The organism is Microbacterium sp. CGR1, from assembly GCF_051062835.1.
GTDB lineage: Bacteria > Actinomycetota > Actinomycetes > Actinomycetales > Microbacteriaceae > Microbacterium.
In genome coordinates this window covers 2,623,426-2,646,004 of record NZ_JAOTPG010000001.1, presented here as the reverse complement: position 1 = coordinate 2,646,004, position 22,579 = coordinate 2,623,426, and the positions used below count along the sequence as shown (strand labels likewise).

General features: G+C 68.2%; 21 protein-coding genes. 8 read left to right on the top strand and 13 right to left on the bottom strand.

The genetic code is table 11. The annotated features are described in order from the left end of the window. Positions 1–50: 50 nt before the first annotated feature. From OD997_RS13120 to OD997_RS13090, 7 genes are all read right to left on the bottom strand, one after another. Positions 51–767 carry a GntR family transcriptional regulator gene (locus tag OD997_RS13120; RefSeq protein ID WP_434331966.1) on the bottom strand — a complete coding sequence of 239 codons (717 nt, stop codon included), beginning with the start codon at positions 765–767 and terminating at the stop codon, positions 51–53. A gap of 5 nt (positions 768–772) precedes the next feature. Beyond that, positions 773–1,816 (bottom strand): aldo/keto reductase, encoded by a 1,044-nt coding sequence (locus OD997_RS13115; RefSeq protein ID WP_434331965.1) that lies wholly within the window; start codon positions 1,814–1,816, stop codon positions 773–775. Beyond that, positions 1,813–2,961, bottom strand: a complete 1,149-nt coding sequence (locus tag OD997_RS13110; protein WP_434331964.1) for a mandelate racemase/muconate lactonizing enzyme family protein — start codon at positions 2,959–2,961, stop codon at positions 1,813–1,815. Before OD997_RS13110 ends, OD997_RS13115 begins: the two co-directional genes overlap by 4 nt. Further along, positions 2,961–3,824: a carbohydrate ABC transporter permease gene (locus OD997_RS13105; RefSeq protein ID WP_434331963.1), complete on the bottom strand. Its 864-nt coding sequence runs from the start codon at positions 3,822–3,824 to the stop codon at positions 2,961–2,963. The genes OD997_RS13110 and OD997_RS13105 overlap by 1 nt, the downstream gene beginning before the upstream one ends. Beyond that, positions 3,817–4,779: a carbohydrate ABC transporter permease gene (locus OD997_RS13100; protein WP_434331962.1), complete on the bottom strand. Its 963-nt coding sequence runs from the start codon at positions 4,777–4,779 to the stop codon at positions 3,817–3,819. The genes OD997_RS13105 and OD997_RS13100 overlap by 8 nt, the downstream gene beginning before the upstream one ends. Positions 4,780–4,792: 13 nt before the next feature. Continuing rightward, the gene (locus OD997_RS13095) at positions 4,793–6,049 is read right to left on the bottom strand and encodes an ABC transporter substrate-binding protein (RefSeq protein ID WP_434331961.1); all 1,257 of its coding nucleotides are present in this window, start codon (positions 6,047–6,049) and stop codon (positions 4,793–4,795) included. A gap of 77 nt (positions 6,050–6,126) precedes the next feature. Then, on the bottom strand, positions 6,127–7,470 hold the full coding sequence (locus OD997_RS13090) for an alpha-L-fucosidase (RefSeq protein ID WP_434331960.1): 1,344 nt from the start codon (positions 7,468–7,470) through the stop codon (positions 6,127–6,129). 85 nt (positions 7,471–7,555) lie between these two features. Between OD997_RS13090 and OD997_RS13085 the strand changes: the two genes are divergently transcribed. The 3 genes from OD997_RS13085 to OD997_RS13075 all read left to right on the top strand — a co-directional run bounded on the left by OD997_RS13085 (position 7,556) and on the right by OD997_RS13075 (position 10,976). Continuing rightward, entirely contained in the window at positions 7,556–8,884 is a 1,329-nt protein-coding gene (locus tag OD997_RS13085) for an alpha-L-fucosidase (protein WP_434331959.1), read from the top strand. Positions 8,885–8,898: 14 nt separating this feature from the next. Further along, complete coding sequence (locus OD997_RS13080) at positions 8,899–9,225, top strand: L-rhamnose mutarotase (RefSeq protein WP_434331958.1); 327 nt, start codon at positions 8,899–8,901, stop codon at positions 9,223–9,225. 251 nt (positions 9,226–9,476) lie between these two features. Next, positions 9,477–10,976 (top strand): hypothetical protein, encoded by a 1,500-nt coding sequence (locus OD997_RS13075; RefSeq protein ID WP_434331957.1) that lies wholly within the window; start codon positions 9,477–9,479, stop codon positions 10,974–10,976. 3 nt (positions 10,977–10,979) lie between these two features. On the opposite strand, the gene OD997_RS13070 is transcribed toward OD997_RS13075, so the two are convergent. Beyond that, positions 10,980–12,041 (bottom strand): LacI family DNA-binding transcriptional regulator, encoded by a 1,062-nt coding sequence (locus OD997_RS13070; RefSeq protein WP_434331956.1) that lies wholly within the window; start codon positions 12,039–12,041, stop codon positions 10,980–10,982. Positions 12,042–12,100: 59 nt separating this feature from the next. Between OD997_RS13070 and OD997_RS13065 the strand changes: the two genes are divergently transcribed. The 3 genes from OD997_RS13065 to OD997_RS13055 all read left to right on the top strand — a co-directional run bounded on the left by OD997_RS13065 (position 12,101) and on the right by OD997_RS13055 (position 14,879). Further along, entirely contained in the window at positions 12,101–13,354 is a 1,254-nt protein-coding gene (locus OD997_RS13065; RefSeq protein WP_434331955.1) for an MFS transporter, read from the top strand. 100 nt (positions 13,355–13,454) lie between these two features. Beyond that, on the top strand, positions 13,455–14,150 hold the full coding sequence (nucS, locus tag OD997_RS13060; protein ID WP_434331954.1) for an endonuclease NucS: 696 nt from the start codon (positions 13,455–13,457) through the stop codon (positions 14,148–14,150). Positions 14,151–14,213: 63 nt separating this feature from the next. Beyond that, a complete protein-coding gene (locus OD997_RS13055; RefSeq protein ID WP_434331953.1) occupies positions 14,214–14,879 on the top strand; it encodes an HAD hydrolase-like protein in 666 nt (221 codons plus the stop codon). Positions 14,880–14,973: 94 nt separating this feature from the next. Here the strand turns inward: OD997_RS13055 and OD997_RS13050 are convergent, their stop codons facing one another. Then, complete coding sequence (locus OD997_RS13050; RefSeq protein ID WP_042540947.1) at positions 14,974–15,180, bottom strand: cold-shock protein; 207 nt, start codon at positions 15,178–15,180, stop codon at positions 14,974–14,976. Between the two features lie 561 nt (positions 15,181–15,741). On the opposite strand from OD997_RS13050, the gene OD997_RS13045 reads away from it, so the two are divergent. Then, the gene (locus OD997_RS13045; RefSeq protein ID WP_434331952.1) at positions 15,742–16,560 is read left to right on the top strand and encodes a shikimate 5-dehydrogenase; all 819 of its coding nucleotides are present in this window, start codon (positions 15,742–15,744) and stop codon (positions 16,558–16,560) included. 27 nt (positions 16,561–16,587) lie between these two features. Here the strand turns inward: OD997_RS13045 and OD997_RS13040 are convergent, their stop codons facing one another. Beyond that, the gene (locus OD997_RS13040; RefSeq protein WP_434331951.1) at positions 16,588–17,436 is read right to left on the bottom strand and encodes an aldo/keto reductase; all 849 of its coding nucleotides are present in this window, start codon (positions 17,434–17,436) and stop codon (positions 16,588–16,590) included. Positions 17,437–17,464: 28 nt separating this feature from the next. Then, positions 17,465–18,652, bottom strand: coding sequence for an MFS transporter (locus OD997_RS13035; protein ID WP_434331950.1), 1,188 nt, complete (start codon positions 18,650–18,652; stop codon positions 17,465–17,467). A gap of 114 nt (positions 18,653–18,766) precedes the next feature. Between OD997_RS13035 and OD997_RS13030 the strand changes: the two genes are divergently transcribed. Then, positions 18,767–19,216 (top strand): MarR family winged helix-turn-helix transcriptional regulator, encoded by a 450-nt coding sequence (locus OD997_RS13030; RefSeq protein ID WP_431074895.1) that lies wholly within the window; start codon positions 18,767–18,769, stop codon positions 19,214–19,216. 15 nt (positions 19,217–19,231) lie between these two features. Here the strand turns inward: OD997_RS13030 and OD997_RS13025 are convergent, their stop codons facing one another. Next, a complete protein-coding gene (locus OD997_RS13025; RefSeq protein ID WP_434331949.1) occupies positions 19,232–21,577 on the bottom strand; it encodes an FdhF/YdeP family oxidoreductase in 2,346 nt (781 codons plus the stop codon). Further along, positions 21,567–22,457, bottom strand: coding sequence for a formate dehydrogenase accessory sulfurtransferase FdhD (gene fdhD, locus OD997_RS13020; RefSeq protein ID WP_434331948.1), 891 nt, complete (start codon positions 22,455–22,457; stop codon positions 21,567–21,569). Before fdhD ends, OD997_RS13025 begins: the two co-directional genes overlap by 11 nt. Between the last annotated feature and the right edge of the window lie 122 nt (positions 22,458–22,579).

Below are 22,579 nucleotides of genomic sequence, written 5' to 3'. Positions count from 1 at the left end.
TTTTCCCTGATTTTCCGGGCAGTTTGCGCGATCTGAAATCCGCGATCAGATCATTCGGATGCGTCGGCGGTCCGTCGAGCGAGGGCTGGGCCGAGCCTTTCGTACGAATTCTCGATGTGGGCGCGCATCGCCTCGGCGGCGGCGTGCGCGTCCCGTCGCCGCAGCGCGTCGAGGATCCTCTCGTGCTCGCTCACCGTGTCGGCCTCGAAGTCGTGGCGGAAGTTCAGCCGGTAGAGGTGCATGTGCGAACGCAGCCGGACGATCGCCTCCGAGAGCAGCGGGCTCTGCGCATGCTCGGCGATCAGATGGTGGAAGTGCAGGTCCTCGTCGATGAACCGGCGGTAGTTGCGGAAGCTCTCGTCCTCATCGGGGGCGGATGCTGCACGCATCTGCACGACCGACTCGGCGAGCTCGCTCTCGGTGTCGTCGTCGAGATGCGTCGAGGCGCGACGTGCGGCCTCGGGTTCGAGCAGTTCGCGCATGTCGTAGAGGTCTCGAAGACCCGCCTCGTCGAGCAGAGCTGCGGCGACGTAGCCCTTGAGCGCACGCTTGGCGACGAGGCCCTCGGACTCGAGCCGGGTCAGCGCCTCGCGCACCGGGGTCGGCGAGACGTCGAGATCGCGGGCGACCGCGTCGATGTTCACTCGGGCTCCCGGTTCGATGACCCGGTCCATGAGAAGGCCGAGTACCGCGTCGTACACGTCATCGACGAGGGCGCGGCGCGCCGGGAGCGGCCGCGGTCCGCGTGCCTCGTCGTCGCCGAACATGAGTCTCATCGTACGGGGTGCCCCTCCAGGCCCACGGCCTGCCGCGCGGGGCCGACTTCCTGGCTGATCAGGCCTCGTTCCCGCAGCTCGCCCCAGACGTCGTCCCCGACGGGGCGAGCGACGAGGCCGCTGTTGCGCGCGACCTGCTCGGCACTCGCGCCGCCCATCACGACCGCCCCGACTGCCGGATGCGTCAGCGGGTACTGGGCGGCCAGCTCCGGGAGCGTCCGTCCATGGCGGTGCGCGACGCGCGCGATCGCCTGCGCACGATCGACGACCGAGCGGTCTGCGGGGCCGTAGTCGAAGGTCGAGCCCTGCCCCGGAGCGTCCGTCGCGAGGATCCCCGAGTTGAACACGGCGGCGGCGAGCACCGTCACGTCGCGCTCGTGTGCGGCGGGGAGCAGGTCGTCCGCGGCCGACTGGTCGAGCAGCGTCCAACGACCCGCGATCATCATCACGTCGCCGTCCGTCTCGCGCACGAAACGGGTGGGCATCGCGCTCTGATTCATGCCGGCCCCGAAGGAGCGGATCACACCCTGGTCACGCAGCTCGCTGAGCGCCGGGAACGCACCCTCGAGCGCCTCGCGCTCGTGGCCGTCCGGGTCGTGCACGAGCGCGATGTCGATGCGGTCGAGACCGAGACGCCGAAGCGACTCCTCGATCGAGCGCAGCACACCGTCGCGCGAATAGTCGCGCACCCGACGGTGGTCGGCGGGAACGTCGAACAGGTTGTCGATGTCCGTCCGGCCCGCGGCATCCTGCGGAACCAGGAGTCGCCCGACCTTGGTCGAGACGACGACCTCGTCGCGGGGCAGCGCCCGCAGACTCTCCCCCAGGCGCCGCTCGGCGAGACCGAGCCCGTAGTGCGGCGCGACATCGAAGTACCGCACACCGCTGGCCCATGCCGCGGGAACGATCTCCGGCCATTCCTCTTCGCCGAGCGCCTGATAGAGGTTGCCGAGGGCTGCAGCTCCGTAGGCGACGGGCGGAGCCGCGAGTCCGCCGCGCCCGATGGCGGCGGACTCCGGGGCGGAGACGGGAGGACTCATGCGACGGACAGCTGCCCGAGCGACGGGTGGTCCCAGGCGATCCCGAGTCCCGCATCCGTCGGCGCCCAGCCGCGCCCGTTCTCGATGCGGATCTCGCCGGTCGTGACCGCCCGCAGCTGCGGGATGTGCTCGAGGTACAGGGCGTTGGGGATCGCGCAGACGAGCGACACGTGCAGCTCCATGAGGAAGTGCGGAGCCACAGGGGCGTTGAAGGACTCGGCGAGGTGGGCGATCTTGAGCCACGGCGTGATGCCTCCGACCCTGGCGACATCGGGCTGCACGATCGACGCGCCGCCTCGTTGCAGATGCTCGCGGAAGTGGCCGAGCGAGTACATGCTCTCGCCGACCGCGATCGGCACCGAGGTCGAGCGGGCGAGCAGACGGTGGCCCTCGATGTCCTCCGCCGGCAACGGCTCCTCGAACCAGAAGACGTCGACCTGCTCGAACAGCCGCGCTCGTCTCACGGCTTCCGCCACCGAGAACGACTGGTTGGCGTCGACCATGATGTCCATGCCGGGGCCGACGGCATCTCGCACGGCTCGCAGTCGCTCCAGATCCTGGTGGCCGCGAGGCTTGCCGACCTTGATCTTCACCCCGCCCATGCCTCGCTCCTTCGCATCGACCGCGTGCGCGACCAACTCGTCCGTGCGGAAGTGCAGCCACCCGCCCTCGGTGTCGTAGACCGGGACGGACGGTGAGGCCCCGCCCGCGGCGACCCACAGCGGCAGGCCGGCCCGGCGGGTCTTCGCGTCCCACACGGCGGTGTCGACCGCGGCGAGCGCGAGTGCGGTGATCGGTCCCACGGTGGTCGCGCGGGTGATGCCGAACAATGCGAGCCACACGGCCTCGGGGCGTTCGGCCTCGAGACCGATCAGCGCGGGGAGCAGCGTCTCGCGGAGCAGACTCAGCACGGCTCCTCCTCCGGTGCCGATCGTGTAGCTGTAGCCGGTGCCCTCCGTGCCGTCTTCCGTGCGCAGCCGCACGAAGATCGTCTCCTGCTTCACGAACGTCTGCAGAGCATCCGTCCGCTCGGTCTCGACGGGCAGATCGCACAGCTGCGCCTCGGCGTGCACGATGCGGCTGCCCGCGGTCGCATCCGCCGTGACCTCGAGGAGGCTCCTGGTGGTGTCATGTGTCGTGGTCATCAGCGTCCTCCGAGTCCGCCCAGGGTGACTCCCTTGATGAGCTGCCTCTGCAGCAGCAGCACGAGGATCAACGAGGGGATGACGGCCAGTGTCGACGCGGCCATGAGCAGCGACCACTGCGTGCCGAACTGACCGGTGAACATGCCGAGCCCGAGGGGCACGGTGGCCATGTCCTGTGTGTTGATGATGATCAGCGGCCACAGGTACGAGTTCCAGTAGCCGATGAACGAGAAGACGGCGAGCACGCTGAGCGGGGCGACGAGCTGCGGCAGCAGCACCGACCACAGGGTGCGCAGACGCGAGGCGCCGTCGATCAGCGCCGCTTCCTCGTACTCCATCGGAATGGTGAGGAAGAACTGCCGCATCAGGAAGGTGCCGAAGGCGGTGAAGGCGAACGGGATGATGAGGGCCGCGAAGCTGTCGTTCCACCCCCAGCTGTTGATCATGATGAACAGCGGAACGACGAGCACCTCCTGCGGCAGCACGAGCGTGAGCACGAACAGCAGGAAGAGCTTGTCGCGGTACTTGAAGCGCAGCCGTGAGAACGCGTAGGCCGAGAGCACGGCGACGATCACCGAGAGCAGGGCGCCGAGGATCGCGACGGTCAGGCCGTTGAGGATGAACCGGCCGAACGGCACGACCGTCCAGGCCTCGACGAAGTTCGCCCACCGGATCTCCGAGCCGAAGATCTGCGGAGTCGCCGTGAACACCTCGTTCTCGGGTTTGAGGGCGGTGAGGAACATCCAGATGAAGGGGAACGCGAAGATCAGCGCCACCACGGCGATCGCGGCGGTGTTGAGCCATTCCTTGAGGGATGCGCGGCGCTGGCTCGCACGGCGGGGCAGGCTCACGACGTCACTCATAGTTCACCCACCTGCGCTGGCCCACGAACTGCAGGGCCGTGATGAGCATCACGACGAGGAAGAGGATCCACGCGAGGGCGGATGCATAGCCGAGCCGATCGAAGACGAAACCGTTGCGGTACAGGTAGAGCACGAACGTGTTGGTGCTCTCGCCGGGTCCGCCCTGCGTGAGGAAGAGCGGCTGCACGAACACCTGGAAGGCTCCGATCATCGTCATCGTCGAGCAGAAGAACAGTGACGGCGAGAGCAGCGGGAGGATGATGAAGCGCAGCCGCTGCCACGCCGAGGTGCCGTCGATGCGCGACGCCTCGAGCAGCTCCTTCGGGATCGCGCTGAGACCTGCCGACAGGACGATCACGTTGTAGCCGAACGACTGCCACACCGACATCGCGATCACCGAGGGCAGCGCCCACGCCGAGTCGGAGAGCCAGTTGGGGCCGTCGATGCCCACGGTCGCGAGCATCGAGTTGACGAGACCGTCCTGCGAGAGCAGCAATCGCCACACGAGGGCATTGGCCACCATCGGGGTGATGACCGGCAGGAAGAAGATGACCCTCCATGCGCCGGCCGCCTTCATGCGGGTGTTCAGCCAGAGCGAGATCGTGAGAGCGACGAAGAGGTTCAGCGCGGTGTAGACGATCGCGAAGATCAGCGTGTTGCCGAGCACCGTGTAGAACGTCGGGTCGCGGAAGAGCTTGACGTAGTTCTCGAACCCGATGAAGTCGGGGCTGCCGAACAGCTTCCAGTCGAACAGGCTGATGAACGCCGAGCCGAACAGCGGGGTGAGGATGAAGAGGACGAACCCGATCAGCCCGGGTGCGAGGAATGCGACCGCCACCCAGCCGTCGCCGCGTCCCCTGCGCGGACGGGGCGCCCGCAGGGCGGGAGTGCCGAGGGGCACCCCCGCCGCGCCGGGCATCGGGGAGGAGACCGTGGTCTCTCTCCGCTCGCTCATGATCGCCATCCGCTCAGCCCGCCACCGAGTTCTCGATCGTCTTCATGATCTCCTCAGCGGTCAGCTCACCCCGGTAGCCCTGCACTCCGTACTGGGTCATCAGGGTCTCGACCTGGTTCCAGGTCGAGGTGGTGCGCTGCGGGGTCGCGTCGGCGAGCAGAGCCTCGACGACATCGGCCGCGCCCTCCGTCTTGCCCTCGGCCCATGCGGGGAGCGCCTCGATGCGCGCCGGGACGATGCCGCGGGCCTCGGCCTGCTTCTCCTGCACCGACAGCGAGGTCAGCGCCTCGATCGCCGCGAAGGCCTCGTCGGGACGCTCGCAGTTCGCGGCGATGCCGAAGCCCGAGCCGGCGGTCATCGCGGCGGCCTCGCCACTCGTCGACGGGACGATCGTGACGCCGAGCGTGAAGTCGGCGGCGTCGGCGAAGCTGCCGTACATCCACGGACCCTCGATCAGCATCGGGACCTCGCCCGAGGTGAACGCCTGCTGCGAGACCTCGGATCCGTCGGCGGCCTCGGGCGCCTTGGCGACCTGCTCGACCGACACGAGGTCGAAGAAGCTCTGCACCTGGTCGACGAAGTCGGGGTTGGTCAGGTCGAGCTCGCCGTCTTCGGTGACCGCGGGAACGCCGTCGGCGAGCGACCAGGCATTGGGGATGAAGATGCCGGGAGCGAGCGCGAGGCCCTTCTTCTCTCCGTCGGTCAGTGCCTTGGCATCCGCGATGAACCGGTCGCGCGTGTACTCGGTGCCCGGCAGCTCGAGGCCCGCGGCCTGGAACGCCTCGACGTTGTAGAACAGCACGATCGGCTCGGCGTCATACGGGATCGCTCGGATCGTGCCGTCGACCGTCATGCCGCTGAGCATCGAGGCGTCGATGCTGTCGATGTCGAAGCCGCTCTTCTCGATCAGGTCGTCGAGCGGCATCAGCAGGTCGCCGAGCTCCTGGGCCCTGGCGGCCTGCGTGGTCAGCAGGCAGGGCGGGTTCGAGCCGCTCAGGCGTGTCTTCACCTTGGTCCAATAGTCCGAGAAGCTCGGACCTTCGACCGTGATGTCGAGGTCGGGGTCCTCGGCCTTGGCGCCGTCGATGAAGTCGGCCCACTGCGCCTGATCTCCCTCGCTGGCGGCCCAGGTGTACAGCACGAGAGGACCGCCGGCGTCGCCGCCTCCGCCTCCCGAGCCGCTGGCACAGCCGGCGAGGGTGAGGGCGGTGAGGCCCGCGACGCCGGTCAGGATGACACGCTTCGCGCGTCGGGATGAGAGTGCATTCATTCTGTCTGCCTCCTTCATTGGATGCTGATTCGATGCGATGGGTGAGGGGGTGATGCTTCGGTGTTCGGTCACTCGGGTCATTCGGAGAAGTCGATGGCGATGACGTCGATCAGGGCGCCGCTGGGCGAGGGGGCCACGATGCGCAGCTCGCCGAGGTCGTCGCCCGCCGTGGAGGCCTCGTGCACCTCGAAGCTCGCGTCATGCTGCAGTTCGAGATCGTCGGCGAGTCGGTGCACCCGTGTGATCCTGCGCACCGGGAGGCCGCGCACGATGATCTCCTCGACGGGCAGCGCGGTCAGGTGCAGATAGAGGCGGCCGGCACGGGCGGTCGTGGGTCCATGGAAGTCGATGCCCGTGGTGGGTTCGACGCCGATCACGGACTCGGCGTGCGCCCGCATCCATCCGGCGAACTCCTGCAGCCGCTCCTGCTCGACCGTCGGCAGCGTGCCGTCGGGTCCCGGGCCGACATTGAGCAGCAGGTTCCCGCCTCGGGCGACGACGTCGATGAGGGTGACGAGCAGCGACCGTGCCGACTTCTCGTTGTCGGGCCCCTTGCGCCACGCCCAGTGGTCGCCGATCGTGAGGCACAGTTCCCACGGCCCCGATGGCGGGCTCAGCGGAAAGCCCTGCTCGGGTGTGCGGTAGTCGCCCTGGCCCGGCAGACGGTCATTGATGACGACGTCCGGCTGCAGGTCCTTGATCAGTCGACGCAGACCGGGCGAGGTCCACTCCACCGCGGAGCGCTCCCAGTCTCCGTCGAACCAGAGCAGGTCGATCTCCCCGTAGTTCGTGAGCAGCTCGGTGAGCTGAGCACGCACGTAGTCGAGGTAGCGCCCCCACTCCTCCGGCGAGGACCGACGGTGGCGGTCGGTGGCGTCCGGGGTGTCCGCGAACTCCGCGAGGCCGGCGGCGGGCCAGTGCTCGAGCTTGTAGGGCAGGTCCTCATCGCGGAAAGCCGGATAGTCGGGGTGATTCCAGTCGGGAAGGCTGTAGTAGATGCCGACCTTCAGCCCTTCCGCCCGAACGGCATCGACGAATTCACGCGTGATATCGCGCCCGAAGGGTCCGTGCTCGACGCCGAAGTCCGACTGCTCCGTGAAGAACATGTTGTATCCGGCATGGTGACGGGCGGTGAAGACGACGTAGGTGGCGCCCGCCTCGCGCACGCGCCGGGCGAGATCCGCCGCATCCCACTCCGTGGGGTAGAACGTCGGAGCGGTCGCCTGGTACTCGGCGACGGTCACCGCATCCTCGACCGCATCCTCTCCGGGGATGATCGAGCGCCCGACCAGCGGCCAGGAGATCTCGATCCCCTGCTGCGATGCCTGGTCCCAGTGCACGAAGATGCCGAAGCCCGCGCCGCTGAACCACTCCCCACCGGGAATGCGTTCTGTGGGCCGTCGGAAGCCTGCGTCCGTCATCGAATCTCTCCTTTGAGTTCAAGATTTCCTATAGGATACGTGATAGACGAAACAGTTCACAAGGGTGTGAGAGAAGGTGCCGATCATGGCGATGTTCAAGGCAGATCCCGTCCGTCCCGAGGCGTATCGCGAGTTCGAGCGACCGCTGCCCGAGTGGTTCCGCGGCGCGGCGCTCGGGATCTTCGTGCACTGGGGCCCCTATTCCGTGCCCGCCTGGGCTGAGCCGACGGGCGAGCTCGGAGCGGTGCCGCGGGAGGAGTGGTACGCGCACAATCCCTACGCAGAGTGGTACGCCAACACGATGCGCATCGAGGGCTCCCCGGCGCACGCGCACCACGAACGGGTGCACGGCGGCGCCCCCTATGACGACTTCCTCGACGAGTGGAAGGCAGAGGACTTCGACGCCGACGAGGTGCTCGCGGTGGTCGCTGCGACGGGCGCCGGCTACTTCATCCCGACCACCAAGCACCACGACGGCGTGACCCTCTGGGACGCACCGGGAACAGACGGGCGCAACACCGTCGCGCGGGGCCCGCAGCAGGACCTGATCGGTGCATTCGCCGACGCCACCCGCGCGGCCGGACTCCGCTTCGGCGTCTACTACTCGGGCGGACTCGACTGGCACTTCTCGGGCCTTCCTCCCATCGAGCGCGACGACGACCCCGCCCCCGACGACCTCGCGTACGCCGAATACGCCCACGATCACGTGATCGATCTGATCGACCGCTACCGCCCCGACATCCTCTGGGGCGACATCCGCTGGCCGGACGCCGGGATCGAGCCGGGGCCGAAGAGCCTCGCTCACGCGTTCCGGACGTTCTACGAGCGCGTACCGGACGGCGTGGTCAACGACCGCTGGGGCGAATCCCATTGGGACTTCCGCACCAGCGAATACGTGCACGGCACAGCGGTCGAAGTCGGCGAGGCGTGGGAGAACACGCGCGGCATCGGGCTGTCGTTCGGGCACAACCGCAACGAGACGAGCGAACACCTGCTGTCGGCCCACGAGGCCGTGCGCCTGCTCGTCGACGTCGTCTCGCGCGGCGGCAACCTGCTGCTGAACATCGGACTCGAGGCTTCCGGTCGCATCCCCGAGCTGCAGCGCCGGACCCTCGAGGGCATCGGCGCGTGGAACGCCCGCTACGGACATGCGGTGTTCGGGGCACGCCCCGAACAGCGGATGCGGGCGTCGGACTCCCCGTGGATCCGGTGGACGCGCACGGATGACGCGGTGCACGCCGTCGTCGATGAGAGCGGTCGAGTGCTCGTGCCCGACCCCGACCGGGTCCTCGACGAGGGCACGGCGCGCATCGCCGACCGTGCCGTTGCGGCGGAGCGCGTGGATGGTGGGATCCTGGTCGATGTGGCGGATGCCGCGACCCCCGTCGCGATCTCCTTCCGCCCCCGGGACTGACGAGAGGCCTCTTCATGCGCATCGCCCTGCACTCCGAGATCCGCGACGGCGCGATCGATGACTACCGCACGAACCACGCCCGCATCCCGGATGCCCTCGCTGCGACGTTCGCCCGCATCGGCATCCACGACTGGACGATCTGGCGGTCGGGCCACCGCCTGTTCCACCTCGTCGACTGCGACGACTGGGATGCTGCGGTGGCGGCTCTGAAGGACGACCCCGCAGACCACGCCTGGCAGGCCGACATCGGCCGGTTCGTCGAGGTCTTCCGCGACGCCGACGGCGGCGAAGGCACCGCGCCCCTCGAGCAGATCTGGGATCTGAGGGCTCAGAACGCCTAGCGCAGTGAGAGCTGATCGCGGGTGGGGATGCGGGGTGCACAGCCCCAGCTGAGCACCCCGCAAAGACGCGCCCGCCGGGGGAATGGCGTGCACATCGGGGTGGGGCAGTGTTCCCTACTCTCTGCCGCGCCCTCCACCATGACACCGACCCCCTGCGCAGCGGAAGGGGGGTGAAGATTGCCTGGCTAGAAGTTTCCGGTATCGCTAGCCGCTCGCCGAGCGTGACGACAACGCCGTGGCAGAGTATCCCCGTGACGCGGGTGTGGATGCGGGAACTGATGGGGTGGCTGCTCGCAGCCTCCGTCGCCCTCATCACCGCGGCCACGGTGGCCACTTCCGCACGCGCCGACCTGCTGTTCCGCGACGGGGACTCGCTGATCGTCGCGATGCTCGCCCGTTCACTGCTCGCCGGCGACGACCTCGACTGGGCCATGTCGAGCGTGCTGTTCGTGCCGGAGTCGGCCGCGTTCACCGCACTCGAGGCCGCTCTCCCCCTCGGCGTCAACGATCTGCTGGTCGTGAGCGCGGTGCTGAACCTGCTCACGCTGTACGGTGCCGTGCGCCTGGCCGCCGGACGCACCTGCGACGGCCGAGCGCCGGTGACCTGGTCACTCGTCGCCATCTCGGTGTTCGGCGCCCTGGCGATGACCGAGTCGTCGGCGTCACGCGATGCCCTCGACCTCGCTTCGCTGCAGCTGACCACCACCTACTATTCCGCGACGGTCGTCGCTGCTGTTCTCACCGTCGGCATCGCCCGCCGGATTCTCGATCGCGAGCGGCACAGCCCTCTCCTCCTCGTGTGCCTCGGGGCGGTCGGCCTCGTCTCGACCTTCTCCAACCCGCTGTATGCGCTGTGGACGGCGGTTCCCCTCGGCATCCTGCTCGTCGTCTCCGCACTCAGCCAGGCGCAGCTCACTCGCGCATTGACCATGCTCGCCGTCGTCGCGGGCGGCACCGCATCGGGGCTCCTCGCACGTATGCCGTGTGCGGCATGGATCACGAACACGGGTGCCGGTTACGTGCAGCCCGGCCTCTGGCGAGAATCTCTCGACTACTACGGGCAGCTCCTCGGCGACCGTCTGCAGACCCCGCTCGGCGTTCTCGCGCTGCTGATCACCCTCGCTCTGATCGCCCTCGCCGTCGTCCGAACGGTTCGTGCGGGCGATGCCGGGTCCCGTCTGGTCGCGACTCTCGCGTGGGCGATGCCGTTGGTGGTGGTCGCCGGAGCGATCGCACTCGGAACGCACGCGGCCCGCTACCTGCAGCCCGTCGCCTTCGCCCCCGTGCTCGCGCTGGTCGCCTCCCCTCGTGTGCTTCGCCTACCCGTCGGCGTGCGGCGTCCGGCTGCGGCGATCATCGGGGTGCTGCTCCTGATCGGCGGCGGGCTGAGCATCCCCCGGCTCGCAGATGCCGCGCAGGCGTCGGACGCCGATCTCGCCTGCGTCACGACCTGGGTCGATGAGTCGGGGCGCACCGGTGCCGGTCAGTTCTGGACGGTCCGCCTGCCGAAGCTGCACCTCGACGATCCGTCACGGCTCGTGCAGGTCGATCATCAGCTCAACGGATACGCCTGGCTGGTGAATCGTGCCGACTTCGACGTCGGGAAGGTCTCGTTCCTCGTAGAGGACTCGCAGACGGTGCCCTGGGATCTGCCGGAGCCGATCACCCCCGATGACGTGGTCGATTGCGGCAGGTACTCCATCCTCGACTTCGGCGACGCGACGCTGCCCCTCGGCCCGGCACACAGCTGAAGATCAGCGCGCAGGTGGTGCCGTCGTGGTGCCCTCGCGGAACCGACACGTCAGATGGAGCGTGAGCCCGGGCTCGCCGCGCAGCATGCGGGCGACCTGTTCGCCCGCCGCACGCCCCTTCTCGACGGCGGGTTGCACGCTCGTGGTGAGCACGAGATCGCCGAGGCCGTCGGCGGCGATGCCGTCGAAGCCCGCCACCGACAGGTCTTCCGGCACCCGCAGTCCGAGTTCCTCCGCCGCGCGGACGATGCCGACCGCGAGGAGGTCGCTCTGGGCAAGGACCGCCGTCGGCCGCGACGCGGCATCCGCCAGCAGGATGCGTCCGGCGAGTAGACCCTCGTCGATCAGGCTGCTGCCTGCCGAGATGGCCGGAGCATCCGGGAAGACCTCGCGCATACCTGCGAGGCGATCGATCGTGACGTCGACGGTCGCGGAGTCGATGCGCTCCTGTGTGACAGGGCCCCTCTCACGCCCGGTGTCGAGGGGCAGGGTGACCAGGGCGACGTCGCGATGTCCCAGGTCGCGCAGATGCCGGGCGACATCCGCCGCCGCCGCGGCGTTGTCGAGCGTGATCCTCGGGATCCCCTCGCCCGCATCGCCCTCGATCACGACGACCGGAAGACCGCGGCTGCGCACGATGTCGAGCGAGGCCTTCGTCCGACCGGAGCATCCGATCAGCACGACCGCATCGACCGGGGCGTTCGAGAGCGACGATCCGTCGTCGCCCGGCTCGTCGCGCATGAGCAGGATGCCCGCGCTGAGGTCGGCCATCCCGTCGGTGAGGCCGTCCATCATGGCGGTGGTCACCGGATCCAGGAACGCCGCGCGCAGATGGCCTTCGAGCACCACGGCGACGATGCCGCTGCGTCCGCGGCGCAGCGAGGCGGCGCGCGGGTCGGGTCCGGCGTAACCGAGTTCGGCGGCGACCGCGAGCACCCGCTCACGCGTGGCCGGTGCGACGTTGGCCTTGCCGCTGAACACGACGGATGCGGTCGACGTCGCCACTCCGGCCGCGCGTGCGACATCAGCGATCGTCGCGCGGCGTGTGGTCTCATGACTCGTCATACTCCGAGGATAGCTCCCCCGGTTCCCGTGCATCGAATCGATTCGATATGCTGTCGATCATGGACACGGCTCTCTCCCGATCACAGTACGTGCGCTGGCGCACGGCGATCTTCGCGATCTTCCTCGCCAGCGGTCTGTCGATCGCGACCTGGGCATCGCGTGTCCCCGACATTAAGCTCGCTCTCGAGGTCGACAAGGCACAGGTCGGCATGCTGCTGCTCGGCGCGGGAATCGCGTCGATCATCGGAATCTCGACCAGCCCCGCAATCATGGCACGCACCGGCGCGCGCCTCGGCATGATGGTGTCGATCTTCACCTTCGCGTCCGGCGTGGCACTGATCGGCATCGGCGCCAACGTGCTCGGCTCCTACGCGGTCGTGCTCATCGGCCTGGTGCTGTTCGGACTCGGCAACGGATGCGTCGACGTCATGATGAACGTCGAGGCCACCGCGATCGAGCAGCACTCGGGCAAGACGATCCTCCCCCTCTTCCACGCGTTCTTCAGCTTCGGCACGGTCATCGGGGCCGGGCTCGGCGCCCTCGCCGCACAGCTGCAGATCAATGTCTTCACGCACACCCTCGTCATCGCGGTGCTGATCGCCGCCATCGGTGTCGTCAGCATCGCGAGCGTCCCCCGACGCCAGGAGGCGCTCGACCCGAGCGCGGAGGATGGCGAGAAGCCGCACTGGCGGGATCGGATGCACGTCGCGCTGTCTGCCTGGCGCGAACCGCGCACCTACGCGATCGGCGTGGTGATGCTCGGCATGTCCTTCGCGGAGGGCGGAGCGAACGACTGGCTCGCGCTCGGCGTCGCCGAGGACCACGGCGGCGGAACCGCTCTCGGCGCTGCCGCCCTCGCCACCTTCTCGGTCGCGATGACCGTCGTGCGCGTCTTCGGCGGACCCCTCGTCGATCGGTTCGGCCGCGTGGCGGTGCTGCGCATCCTCGCGGTGGCCGCAGCATCCGGCATCCTGTTGTTCATCCTCGCGCCCAGCCTCCCGCTGGTCTTCGCGGGTGCGGCGCTGTGGGGCATCGGCGCATCGCTCGGCTTCCCGCTCGGAATGTCCGCCGCAGCGGACGACCCCGCGAAGGCTGCGGCGCGAGTGAGCGCTGCCGCGACGATCGGCTACATCTCGTTCTTGGGCGGCCCGCCGGTGCTCGGCTTCATCAGCGAGCACATCGGCCTGTTGAACACCCTGTTCATCCTGGTCGGCCTCGTCGTGCTCTCGGGTCTGTTCTCGGGTGCAGCCCGCCCGCTGCGCCAGGACGAGATGTCGACGCCGCCCGTCGCCGTGACCAGAGAGGTCCGATGAACGGACGGGAGCCCACGTGACATGGCGGAATGCCGAGTCACTCAGGCTCCCGCACCCCGGTACAGCAGAAGGAGTCGACCGGACGAAGTAGGCTCGACGGGTGCGTCTCGTCATCGCCCGCTGCTCCGTGGATTACACCGGGCGGCTCAATGCTCATCTCCCGCTCGCCACACGCCTGCTCGTGCACAAGGGTGACGGGAGTCTGCTCGTGCACTCCGACGGCGGCAGCTACAAGCCGCTGAACTGGATGAGCCCGCCGTGCTCCCTCGCCTCCGAGGAGCCCGGTGAAGAAGAGTCGATCGCCGGCGTCACCGAGGTCTGGCGCGTCACGCACAAGAAGACCGGCGATGCGCTGCGGGTGCAGATCTACGAGATCCTCAGCGACACCACCCATGAGCTCGGCATCGATCCCGGCCTGCAGAAGGACGGCGTCGAGGCCGACCTGCAGCGACTCCTCGCCGAACAGGTCGAACGCATCTCCGACGGCGCGACGCTGGTGCGTCGCGAGTACCCGACGGCGATCGGCCCGGTCGACCTCCTCGTGCGGGATGCCGACGGCGCGGCCATCGCGGTCGAGATCAAGCGCCGCGGCGACATCGACGGCGTCGAGCAGCTCACCCGCTACCTCGAGCTGCTGGGTCGCGACCCGCATCTCGCCCCGGTGCAGGGAGTGTTCGCCGCGCAGGAGATCAAGCCGCAGGCACGTGTGCTCGCCGAGGATCGCGGCATCCGCTGCCTCGTGCTCGACTACGACGACATGAAGGGCATCGAGTCAGGCATCCCGCGTCTCTTCTGAGGCGAGCTGCACAGATGTTCATCGCGGTCGGCCGCACCGTGCACTACCCATAGGCTGGAAAGCATGGCTTCTTCCCCTTACTCCTGCGTGCTCTGGGACGTCGACGGCACGATCGCCGACGCATCGGTCGGCATCCTCCGTCGTCTGAACGTCGCCCTCACCCACTTCGGGCACCCGGCGCCGACGCGCGAGGAGCTGGTGCACTGGATCGGTCCGCCGATGTTCGAGTCGTTCCAGGCACAGGCCGGGATGACGCCGGAGGAGTCCGCCGAGGCCGTGACCTTCTATCGCACGCTCGGCAAGGCCGACGGCTACACGACCGATGTCGCGACCTACCCCGGCGTGCCCGAGATCATCCGTGATCTGCACACCGCCGGTGTGCCCCAGGCGACCGCGAGCTCGAAGCCCGAGATCCAGGTCGACGCGATCGTCGACTTCTTCGAGCTGCGCCCGTACTTCCTCACGACCGTCGGTGCGACGCCCGACGAGTCGACCCTCGCATCGAAGACCGACATCGTGGCCGAGGCCCTGCGTCGGCTCGCCGAGCGAGGTGCGGACGTGTCACGGCCGGTGCTCATCGGAGACCGCCACCACGACGTCGAGGGCGGCAACGCGAACGGCGTTCCCGTGATCTTCGTCGAATGGGGCTTCAGCGACGCGCACGAAGGCGACGAGGCTGCGTTCCGCGCAGCATCCGCCGACGAGCTGCGCGCGCTGCTCCTCAGCTGACCGCCGAGACCGGCCTTCAGAAAGCACAGAACTCCCTGCCAGAGGTCGCAACGAATGCGGACCCCCGGTCAGGGAGTTCTATTGACGTCCGCTCTCAGAGCGGACGGATGTTCTCAGCCTGCAGGCCCTTGGGGCCCTGCGCCACGTCGAACTCGACTCGCTGGTTCTCTTCAAGAGAGCGGTAGCCGGATGACTCGATGGCGGAGTAGTGCGCGAAAACGTCAGCGCCGCCGTCGTCGGGGGAGATGAAGCCGAAGCCCTTCTCCGAGTTGAACCACTTAACCGTGCCCTGGGTGCTCATGTACTGCCTGTTCTGCTGGAAAGAAGCCGACGCAGGATGCCCCGACGTGCTCCACGCTAGTGGAGCACGCGCTGAGCGGAAGTCCCGAGGTCAGCCCGTAACCCAAATGTTGCATGAGCGGTAACCGTCGGTCACACACGGGGCACGCGTCTCTGCATCGAGTGGGCCCGAAAAATGGTGTGGCCCTCACCGCGGGGGGAGCGATGAGGGCCGAAGACGACCGGAGGGTGCGTCAGATTCCAGCCTAACCCCTCCGGCACCCATTTGTCCCCCATATGGGGGACAAATGGGAAAAAAGTCGAAAGACGGGCGATCAGCGGCCCTCTCGAGCAGCCCGTTGGGGACGGAACCGCTCGAGAGGGCCCAATCGCGTGCACGGATCGCCTTTGCCTCTGGGGAAGGCAGCCCGTCATCTGGGGTAGACGGAGACGATCAATCCCCTGTGCACGCACCTTCACACTAGGGGAGCCTGCTCCGCGACGCCATGGGGGTTGACCTCGGGCGATCTCGGTGAAGGCCTTTCGCCCGGTCGCGCGGAGATTCCGCGAGTACCCTGGGTCGGTGACCATGCTGAACAAAGACATGACGCTGTGCATCTCGCTGTCCGCGCGCCCGAGCAACAACGGAACCCGCTTCCACAACTTCCTCTACGAGGAGCTCGGGCTGAACTGGATCTACAAGGCGTTCGCGCCGACCGACCTCGGGCAGGCGATCGCCGGCGTGCGCGGTCTCGGCATCCGAGGATGCGCGGTCTCGATGCCCTACAAAGAGGACGTCATCGCACTCGTCGACCGCATGGACCCGTCGGCGACCGCCATCGACTCCGTCAACACGATCGTGAACGACGAGGGCGTGCTCACCGCCTACAACACCGACTACAGCGCCATCGCCCAGCTGATCGAGCGGAACACCCTCGATCCGTCTTCCTCCGTGCTCCTGCGCGGTTCCGGCGGCATGGCGAAGGCCACGGCCGCCGCCTTCCGCGACGCCGGGTTCTCCCGCGTCACGATCGCGGCGCGCAACGAAGAGCGCGGCCGCGGGCTCGCCGACCTCTACGGGTTCGGCTGGACGGCGGATGCGGATGCAGTGACCGCCGACGTGATCGTCAACATCACCCCCATCGGCATGGCCGACGGCGCTGACGAGCACACCGTGTCGTTCTCGGAGGCGCAGATCGCGGCGGCATCCGTCGTGTTCGACGTCGTCGCTCTTCCTGCCGAGACTCCGCTGATCGCGGCGGGGCGCGCGGCCGACAAGACCGTCATCACGGGAGCCGAGGTCGCGACCCTGCAGGCGCTCGAGCAGTTCGTGCTCTACACCGGCATCCGCCCGACCCCCGAGCAGGTCGCGGCCGCCGAGGAGTTCATGCGGGCGCAGTAAGCACCGCGCCCGCACGACCCGATCGGCTCAGCCGTTGAACTCCGCCGGGTGCGGCCCGGTGCGACCGTCGTTCTCGAGGGCGTCGATCGTCGCGAGTTCCTCGGCCGTGAGCTCGAAGTCGAACACGTCGAGGTTCTGCGCGATACGCGCCGGGGTCACCGACTTGGGGATCACGACGCGCCCCTGCTGCAGGTGCCATCGCAGCACCGCCTGCGCAGGAGTCTTGCCGTGGCGGTCGGCGATCTCGACCACGGAGGCGTCGCCGAGCACGGCGCCCTGCGCGAGGGGGCTCCACGCCTCGGTGACGATTCCCCGCTCGGTGTTCGCCGCGGCGACCGCGCGGTTCTGCAGCGCCGGGTGCAGCTCGACCTGGTTCACGGCGGGCACGATGCCCCCGTCAGAGGCGATCCGCTCGAGGTGCTCGGGTTCGAAGTTCGACACACCGATCGCGCGTACGCGCCCGTCGGCGTAGAGCTTCTCGAGGGCCCGCCACGTCTCGGGGTACGTTCCGAGAGCCGGCGTGGGCCAATGGATCAGGTACAGGTCGAGGTGGTCGAGGCCGAGGCGCTCGAGGGACTCGTCGTACGCGCGGAGCGCGGCGTCGTAGCCGTGGTCGGCGATCCAGACCTTGGAGGTCACGAAGAGATCGCTCCGGTCGATGCCCGATTCGCGGAGCGCTCGGCCGACGCCCACCTCGTTGCCGTAGATCGCCGCGGTGTCGATGCTGCGGTATCCGGATTCGAGGGCTGCGGCGACGGCGGCCGTCGTCTCGGCATCCGGCACCTGGAACACGCCGTAGCCGAGCTGCGGCATCTCGATGCCGTTGTTCAGGGTGACGGTGGGGATGGTCGGAGTCTTCACTGCTGTGTCCTTCATGTTCTGTAGACGGTTCGAAATCGGAGCGTCAGGCGCTGACGGCCTGGAGGGTGCCTGTGGCTGCCGGCGAGGGCCGACGCGCGGTGACCACCGCGATCGCCATCACGACGAGGGCGGATGCCGTGATCGCCGCGCCGATCCAGATGGGTGAGGTGTAGCCGAGGCCCGCAGCGATGCCGAGGCCGCCGGCCCAGGCGCCGAGCGCGTTGCCGACGTTGAACGCACCGATGTTCGCGCCCGAGGCGAGGGTCGGCGCTCCGCCGGCGTAGTGCATGATGCGGCTCTGCAGCCCAGGCACCGTGCCGAATCCGAACGCTCCCATCAGCACGAGAATCCCGATCGTGGCGGGCTGCGACCACGCGAAGAAGCCGAAAAGCACGAGTACGACGACGAGGGCTGCGATGAAGATCAGGAGGGTGCGGTCGATCGAGCGATCGGCCAGGCGGCCGCCGATCCAGTTGCCGGCAACGAGCCCCACCCCGAAGAGCACGAGAAGCCACGGCACGGTGGTGTCTGCGAAGCCCGTGACGCCGGTGAGCGTGTACGCGATATAGGTGAAGGCGCCGAACATGCCGCCGAACGCGAGTGCGGTGACGATGAGTGAGAGCCAGACCTGGCCGGACCGGAAGGCGCGGAGCTCGCTCCGGAGGCTCACCTGCTCGCCGGTGACTTTCGGGGCAGTGACGAGCAGGGCGATGCCGGCGAACGCGATCACGCCGATGGCCGAGATCACCCAGAACGTCGAGCGCCACCCGAACTGCTGGCCGAGGAACGTACCGAAGGGAACGCCGAACACGTTGGCGGCGGTGAGGCCGGTGAACATGATCGCGATCGCCCGCGCCTTCTTCTCGGGGGCGACGAGCTCGGCCGCGACCACCGAGCCGATGCCGAAGAACGCGCCGTGGCACAGGGCGGCGATGATGCGGCCGATCATGGCGATCGTGTAGTCCGGGGCGAGAGCGGTGAGGGCGTTGCCGGCGATGAAGAGCACGATCAGTCCGAGCAGCACGGGCTTGCGCGGAAGTCGCGTCGTGGCGGCGGTGAGGCCGAGGGCGCCGACGACCACGCTCAGCGCATAGCCCGAGATGAGCCATCCGGCGGTGGCCTCGGTGACGCCGAAGTCTGTGGCGACCTCGGGAAGAAGGCCCATGATCACGAACTCGGTGAGTCCGATCCCGAAGGCGCCGATGGCGAGTGCGATGAGTCCGAGTGGCATGGGTGTGCTCCGAAGTCCTCTGCTAAAGTAGTTGCAGACGCGGGATATTGCGTCACGAGGGATAATCATTGCACACGCAAGTATCCCGCGCAAGCAACTACTTCGGAGGTCACTGTGGGCATCTCAGACGACGCAGTCGAGATCCGTGCTCGGGGCTGGCGGACGCTCGCCGCGCTGCACGGCATCATCGAGGCCGACCTCGAGAAGGCGCTCGGCGCATCGGTGGGCCTGTCGGTCGTCGAGTACACCGTGCTCGACGCGCTCAGCAGGCAGGACGGCTGGCACATGCGGATGCAGCAGCTCGCCCGCGCGACGGCGCTGAGCCCGAGTGCGACGACCCGGCTCGTGACGCGCCTCGAAGACCGCGGGCTGCTCACCCGCATCCTCTGCGCCGACGACCGTCGAGGCATCTACACCGAGCTCACCCCGGCCGGCCTGTCGCTCTACGAGCAGGCGCACCCGATCCATGACGACACCCTCGAACGCGCGCTCAGCGATGCGGTGACCCAGCCCGAGCTCGCGCCGGTCGTGCACGCGCTGCAGGGTTCGACGGTCGACGCCTAGTCGCCGAAGATCGGGTCAGGATCCCGTTCGCGCCACGGTGACCTGGATGCTCTTCATGAGCGGCTGATCGCTCTGCACGCTGAAGTCCTTGCGGCCGATCAGCACGTTCATCTCGGGCATGTAGCCGGCGGCACTGCCGCGCGGAAGGTCGTACGGCACGGCACGGAACGCCCGGAGCATCCGCGTCGATCCGTCCTTCGACGTCGACACGATGTCGACGAGGTCGCCCTCGACGAGCCCCCGATCGCGCATGTCGTCCTCGTGCAGGAACACGAGCTCACGGAGGTTCTTCACCCCGCGATAGCGATCGTCGTTCGAGTAGATCGTCGTGTTCCACTGGTCGTGCGAGCGGACGGTCTGCAAGACGAGGGTATCGGCGGACTCCGGGATGACGTCGGGCAGCGGTGCGTGCGAGAACTCCGCACGGCCCGACGGCGTCTGGAACACCCGTTCCCTGGCCGGCTGCGGGATCCGGAATCCGTGCCTGTCGCTCACGAGCTCGTTGAACCCCTCGAAGCCCGGCAGTACTTTCGCCATCACGTCGCGGATGCGGGCGTAGTCGCCGATGTACCAGTCCCACGGAGTGGCGGTGTGCGGCAGGGTCGCCTTCGCCAGCCCCGCGATGATCGCGGGCTCCGACTTCAGATAGGCCGACGCCGGCTGCTTGCGACCCATGGAGAGGTGCACCATGCTCATCGCATCCTCGACCGTGACACCCTGCGGGCCCTGCTCCTGCTGGTCGCGCTCGGTGCGGCCGAGGCAGGGAAGGATCAGCGCCTTCTCGCCGTGCACGAGATGGCTGCGGTTGAGCTTCGTGCTCACCTGCACCGTGAGTCGGCACTTCTCGAGCCCCTGCGCGGTGAACGGGGTGTCGGGCGCGGCCAACACGAAGTTGCCGCCCATCCCGACGAACACCTTCACGCGTTCGTCATGCATCGCCTCGATGGTGCGGACGGTGTCGAGACCCGGATGCCGGGGCGGATCGATGCGGCAGACCTCGGCGAGGCGATCGAGCCAGGCATCCGTCGGCCGGTGGTCGATTCCGCACGTGCGGTTGCCCTGAACGTTGCTGTGGCCGCGGATGGGCGAGGGGCCGGCGCCACGACGGCCGATATTGCCCCGCAGCAGCAGCAGGTTGACGATCTCGCGCACGGTGTCGACGCCGTGCTCGTGCTGGCTGACGCCGAGGCACCAGCTGATGATCGTGCGCTCCGACGCCAGGTACACGGCGGCCGCTGCGCGGATCTGCTCCTCGGTCAGCCCCGACTGGGTGACGAGGTCTGCCCACGGCGTGGCCTCGACCAGCGCGCGGTACGCCTCCACACCCCGGGTCAAGGCACCGAGGAACTCGGAGTCGAGCACCGACGGGTCATCCGCGGCGGCCTCGAAGACCGCCTTCGACATGCCGCGGATCAGTGCGAGGTCGCCCCCGGGGCGCACCTGAAGGTTCATCGTGCTCGTGCCCGTGGCCTTGAATCGCGCCATGTCGACGAAGTCGTGTGGCACGATCGTGCGGGTGGCGCCGGCCTCGACGAGCGGGTTGACGTGCACCACCTGGGCGCCGCGCTTCACGGCATCCGCCAGCGCCGTGAGCATGCGCGGAGCATTGGATGCCTCATTGACCCCGAGCACGAAGAGGGCGTCGCAGTCGTCCCAGTCGTGCATGTCGACTGTGCCCTTGCCCGTAGCGATAGAGGCTTTGAGAGCACGACCGGAGGCCTCGTGGCACATGTTCGAGCAGTCGGGGAGGTTGTTCGTGCCGTACTCCCGCACCATGAGCTGGTACAGGAACGTGGCCTCGTTGCTGAGGCGACCTGATGTGTAGAAAGCCGCTTCGTCGGGGCTGTCGAGCCCCCGCAGCTCGTCGCCGACGAGCGCGAACGCATCGTCCCACGTGATCGGCACATAGTGATCGGTGGCCGCGTCGTAGCTCATCGGCTCGGTCAGGCGCCCCTGATCCTCGAGATCGAAATCCGGCCAGGTGGCGAGCTCGGTGACCGTGTGCTCGGCGAAGAAGCGACGGTCGACGCGCTTGCGCGTCATCTCCCACGTCACATGCTTGATGCCGTTCTCGCAGATGTCGAGCTTCAGGTTGCCGAGATCGTCCGGCCACGCGCAGCCGGGGCAGTCGTAGCCCGATACCGGATGGTTCATCTGCAGCATCGCGAGGGGGCCCGCGATCGGCTCGCGCTGGTCCAGCACCACGCGCCCCACGGACGCCGCGGCTCCCCATCCCGCAGCGGGGTGACCGTACGGCTTGCGCGACCATGCTCGATCGGTGCGGGGGCCGTAGCCTCCCTGGCGCGGTTCGATCGGCATCAGACCGAAGGCGGTTCCCGAGGTTCCCTGGCTATCGAGCACGGCTCGCTCCCTCCGCGGCGGGCTCGGACGCGCCGGTCCCCACGCCGTCGACGCGCACCCGATGCGCGTGCGTATAGATGTTCATCGATCGCCCACGGACGAATCCGACGAGCGTCACCCCCGACTCGTCGGCGAGCTCGGCGGCAAGCGAGGAGGGAGCAGAGACGGCGCTCAGCAGCGGGATGCCCGCCATCGCCGCCTTTTGCACCAGCTCGAAGCTCGCTCGCCCCGACACCTGCAGAATCTGCCGGCGCAAGGGAAGTCGATCGTTCAGCAGCGCCCAGCCGACGACCTTGTCGACCGCGTTGTGCCTGCCGACGTCCTCACGCAGCACGAGCATCTCGCCGGTGTCGACATCGAACAGCGCCGCCGCATGCAGACCCCCGGTCTTGTCGAATGCGGCCTGCTCGGCACGCAGTCGCTCAGGGAACGCCGCGATCCGCTCAGGTTCGATCCGGATGTCGTCCTCGGCGATCGGATGCTGTGACACGGTGCGCACGGCATCGATGCTCGCCTTGCCGCACACGCCGCAGGAGCTGGTCGTGTAGAAGCGACGAGCGGCCTCTGGGTCCGGCAGCGCGACTCCCTGCGCGAAGCTGACGTCGAGCACGTTGTAGGTGTTCTCCTGGCCTCCGGTGCCCGGGCCGCCGCAGTGGATCGCGGAGCGGAAGTCGGATGTCTGCGCGATGATCCCCTCGGACACGAGGAACCCGGCCGCCAGTTCGACGTCGTGCCCCGGGGTGCGCATCGTCACGGCGAGCGGCGCACCCGCGACCCTGATCTCGAGCGGCTCCTCGACGGCGAGCGTGTCGGCGCGACGACTCGCACCCTCGCCGAGGGTGAGTTTCATAATCGGTCTCCGCGTCGTGATCCGCCCCACACGAGCGAGCGTACCTCGCAGGTCGCCGGATCGGGCGGGTCACCGGATCGGGTCGGTCTCGAGAGCAGACGGATCACGAGATCGGACCGATCCGTGATCGTGGGCGCGATACCTGGGTAGCC

What these genes read in the sequence shown, in the direction of transcription:
- OD997_RS13120 (WP_434331966.1), bottom strand. Translation starts at nt 767, where the DNA reads ATGTTCGGCGACGACGAGGCACGCGGACCGCGGCCGCTCCCGGCGCGC.
- OD997_RS13105 (WP_434331963.1), bottom strand. Translation starts at nt 3,824, where the DNA reads ATGAGTGACGTCGTGAGCCTGCCCCGCCGTGCGAGCCAGCGCCGCGCA.
- OD997_RS13040 (WP_434331951.1), bottom strand. Translation starts at nt 17,436, where the DNA reads ATGAAGGACACAGCAGTGAAGACTCCGACCATCCCCACCGTCACCCTG.
- OD997_RS13055 (WP_434331953.1), top strand. Translation starts at nt 14,214, where the DNA reads ATGGCTTCTTCCCCTTACTCCTGCGTGCTCTGGGACGTCGACGGCACG.
- OD997_RS13080 (WP_434331958.1), top strand. Translation starts at nt 8,899, where the DNA reads ATGCGCATCGCCCTGCACTCCGAGATCCGCGACGGCGCGATCGATGAC.
- OD997_RS13070 (WP_434331956.1), bottom strand. Translation starts at nt 12,041, where the DNA reads ATGACGAGTCATGAGACCACACGCCGCGCGACGATCGCTGATGTCGCA.
- OD997_RS13115 (WP_434331965.1), bottom strand. Translation starts at nt 1,816, where the DNA reads ATGAGTCCTCCCGTCTCCGCCCCGGAGTCCGCCGCCATCGGGCGCGGC.
- OD997_RS13050 (WP_042540947.1), bottom strand. Translation starts at nt 15,180, where the DNA reads ATGAGCACCCAGGGCACGGTTAAGTGGTTCAACTCGGAGAAGGGCTTC.
- OD997_RS13085 (WP_434331959.1), top strand. Translation starts at nt 7,556, where the DNA reads ATGGCGATGTTCAAGGCAGATCCCGTCCGTCCCGAGGCGTATCGCGAG.
- OD997_RS13095 (WP_434331961.1), bottom strand. Translation starts at nt 6,049, where the DNA reads ATGAATGCACTCTCATCCCGACGCGCGAAGCGTGTCATCCTGACCGGC.
- OD997_RS13110 (WP_434331964.1), bottom strand. Translation starts at nt 2,961, where the DNA reads ATGACCACGACACATGACACCACCAGGAGCCTCCTCGAGGTCACGGCG.
- OD997_RS13090 (WP_434331960.1), bottom strand. Translation starts at nt 7,470, where the DNA reads ATGACGGACGCAGGCTTCCGACGGCCCACAGAACGCATTCCCGGTGGG.
- OD997_RS13100 (WP_434331962.1), bottom strand. Translation starts at nt 4,779, where the DNA reads ATGAGCGAGCGGAGAGAGACCACGGTCTCCTCCCCGATGCCCGGCGCG.
- OD997_RS13035 (WP_434331950.1), bottom strand. Translation starts at nt 18,652, where the DNA reads ATGCCACTCGGACTCATCGCACTCGCCATCGGCGCCTTCGGGATCGGA.
- OD997_RS13065 (WP_434331955.1), top strand. Translation starts at nt 12,101, where the DNA reads ATGGACACGGCTCTCTCCCGATCACAGTACGTGCGCTGGCGCACGGCG.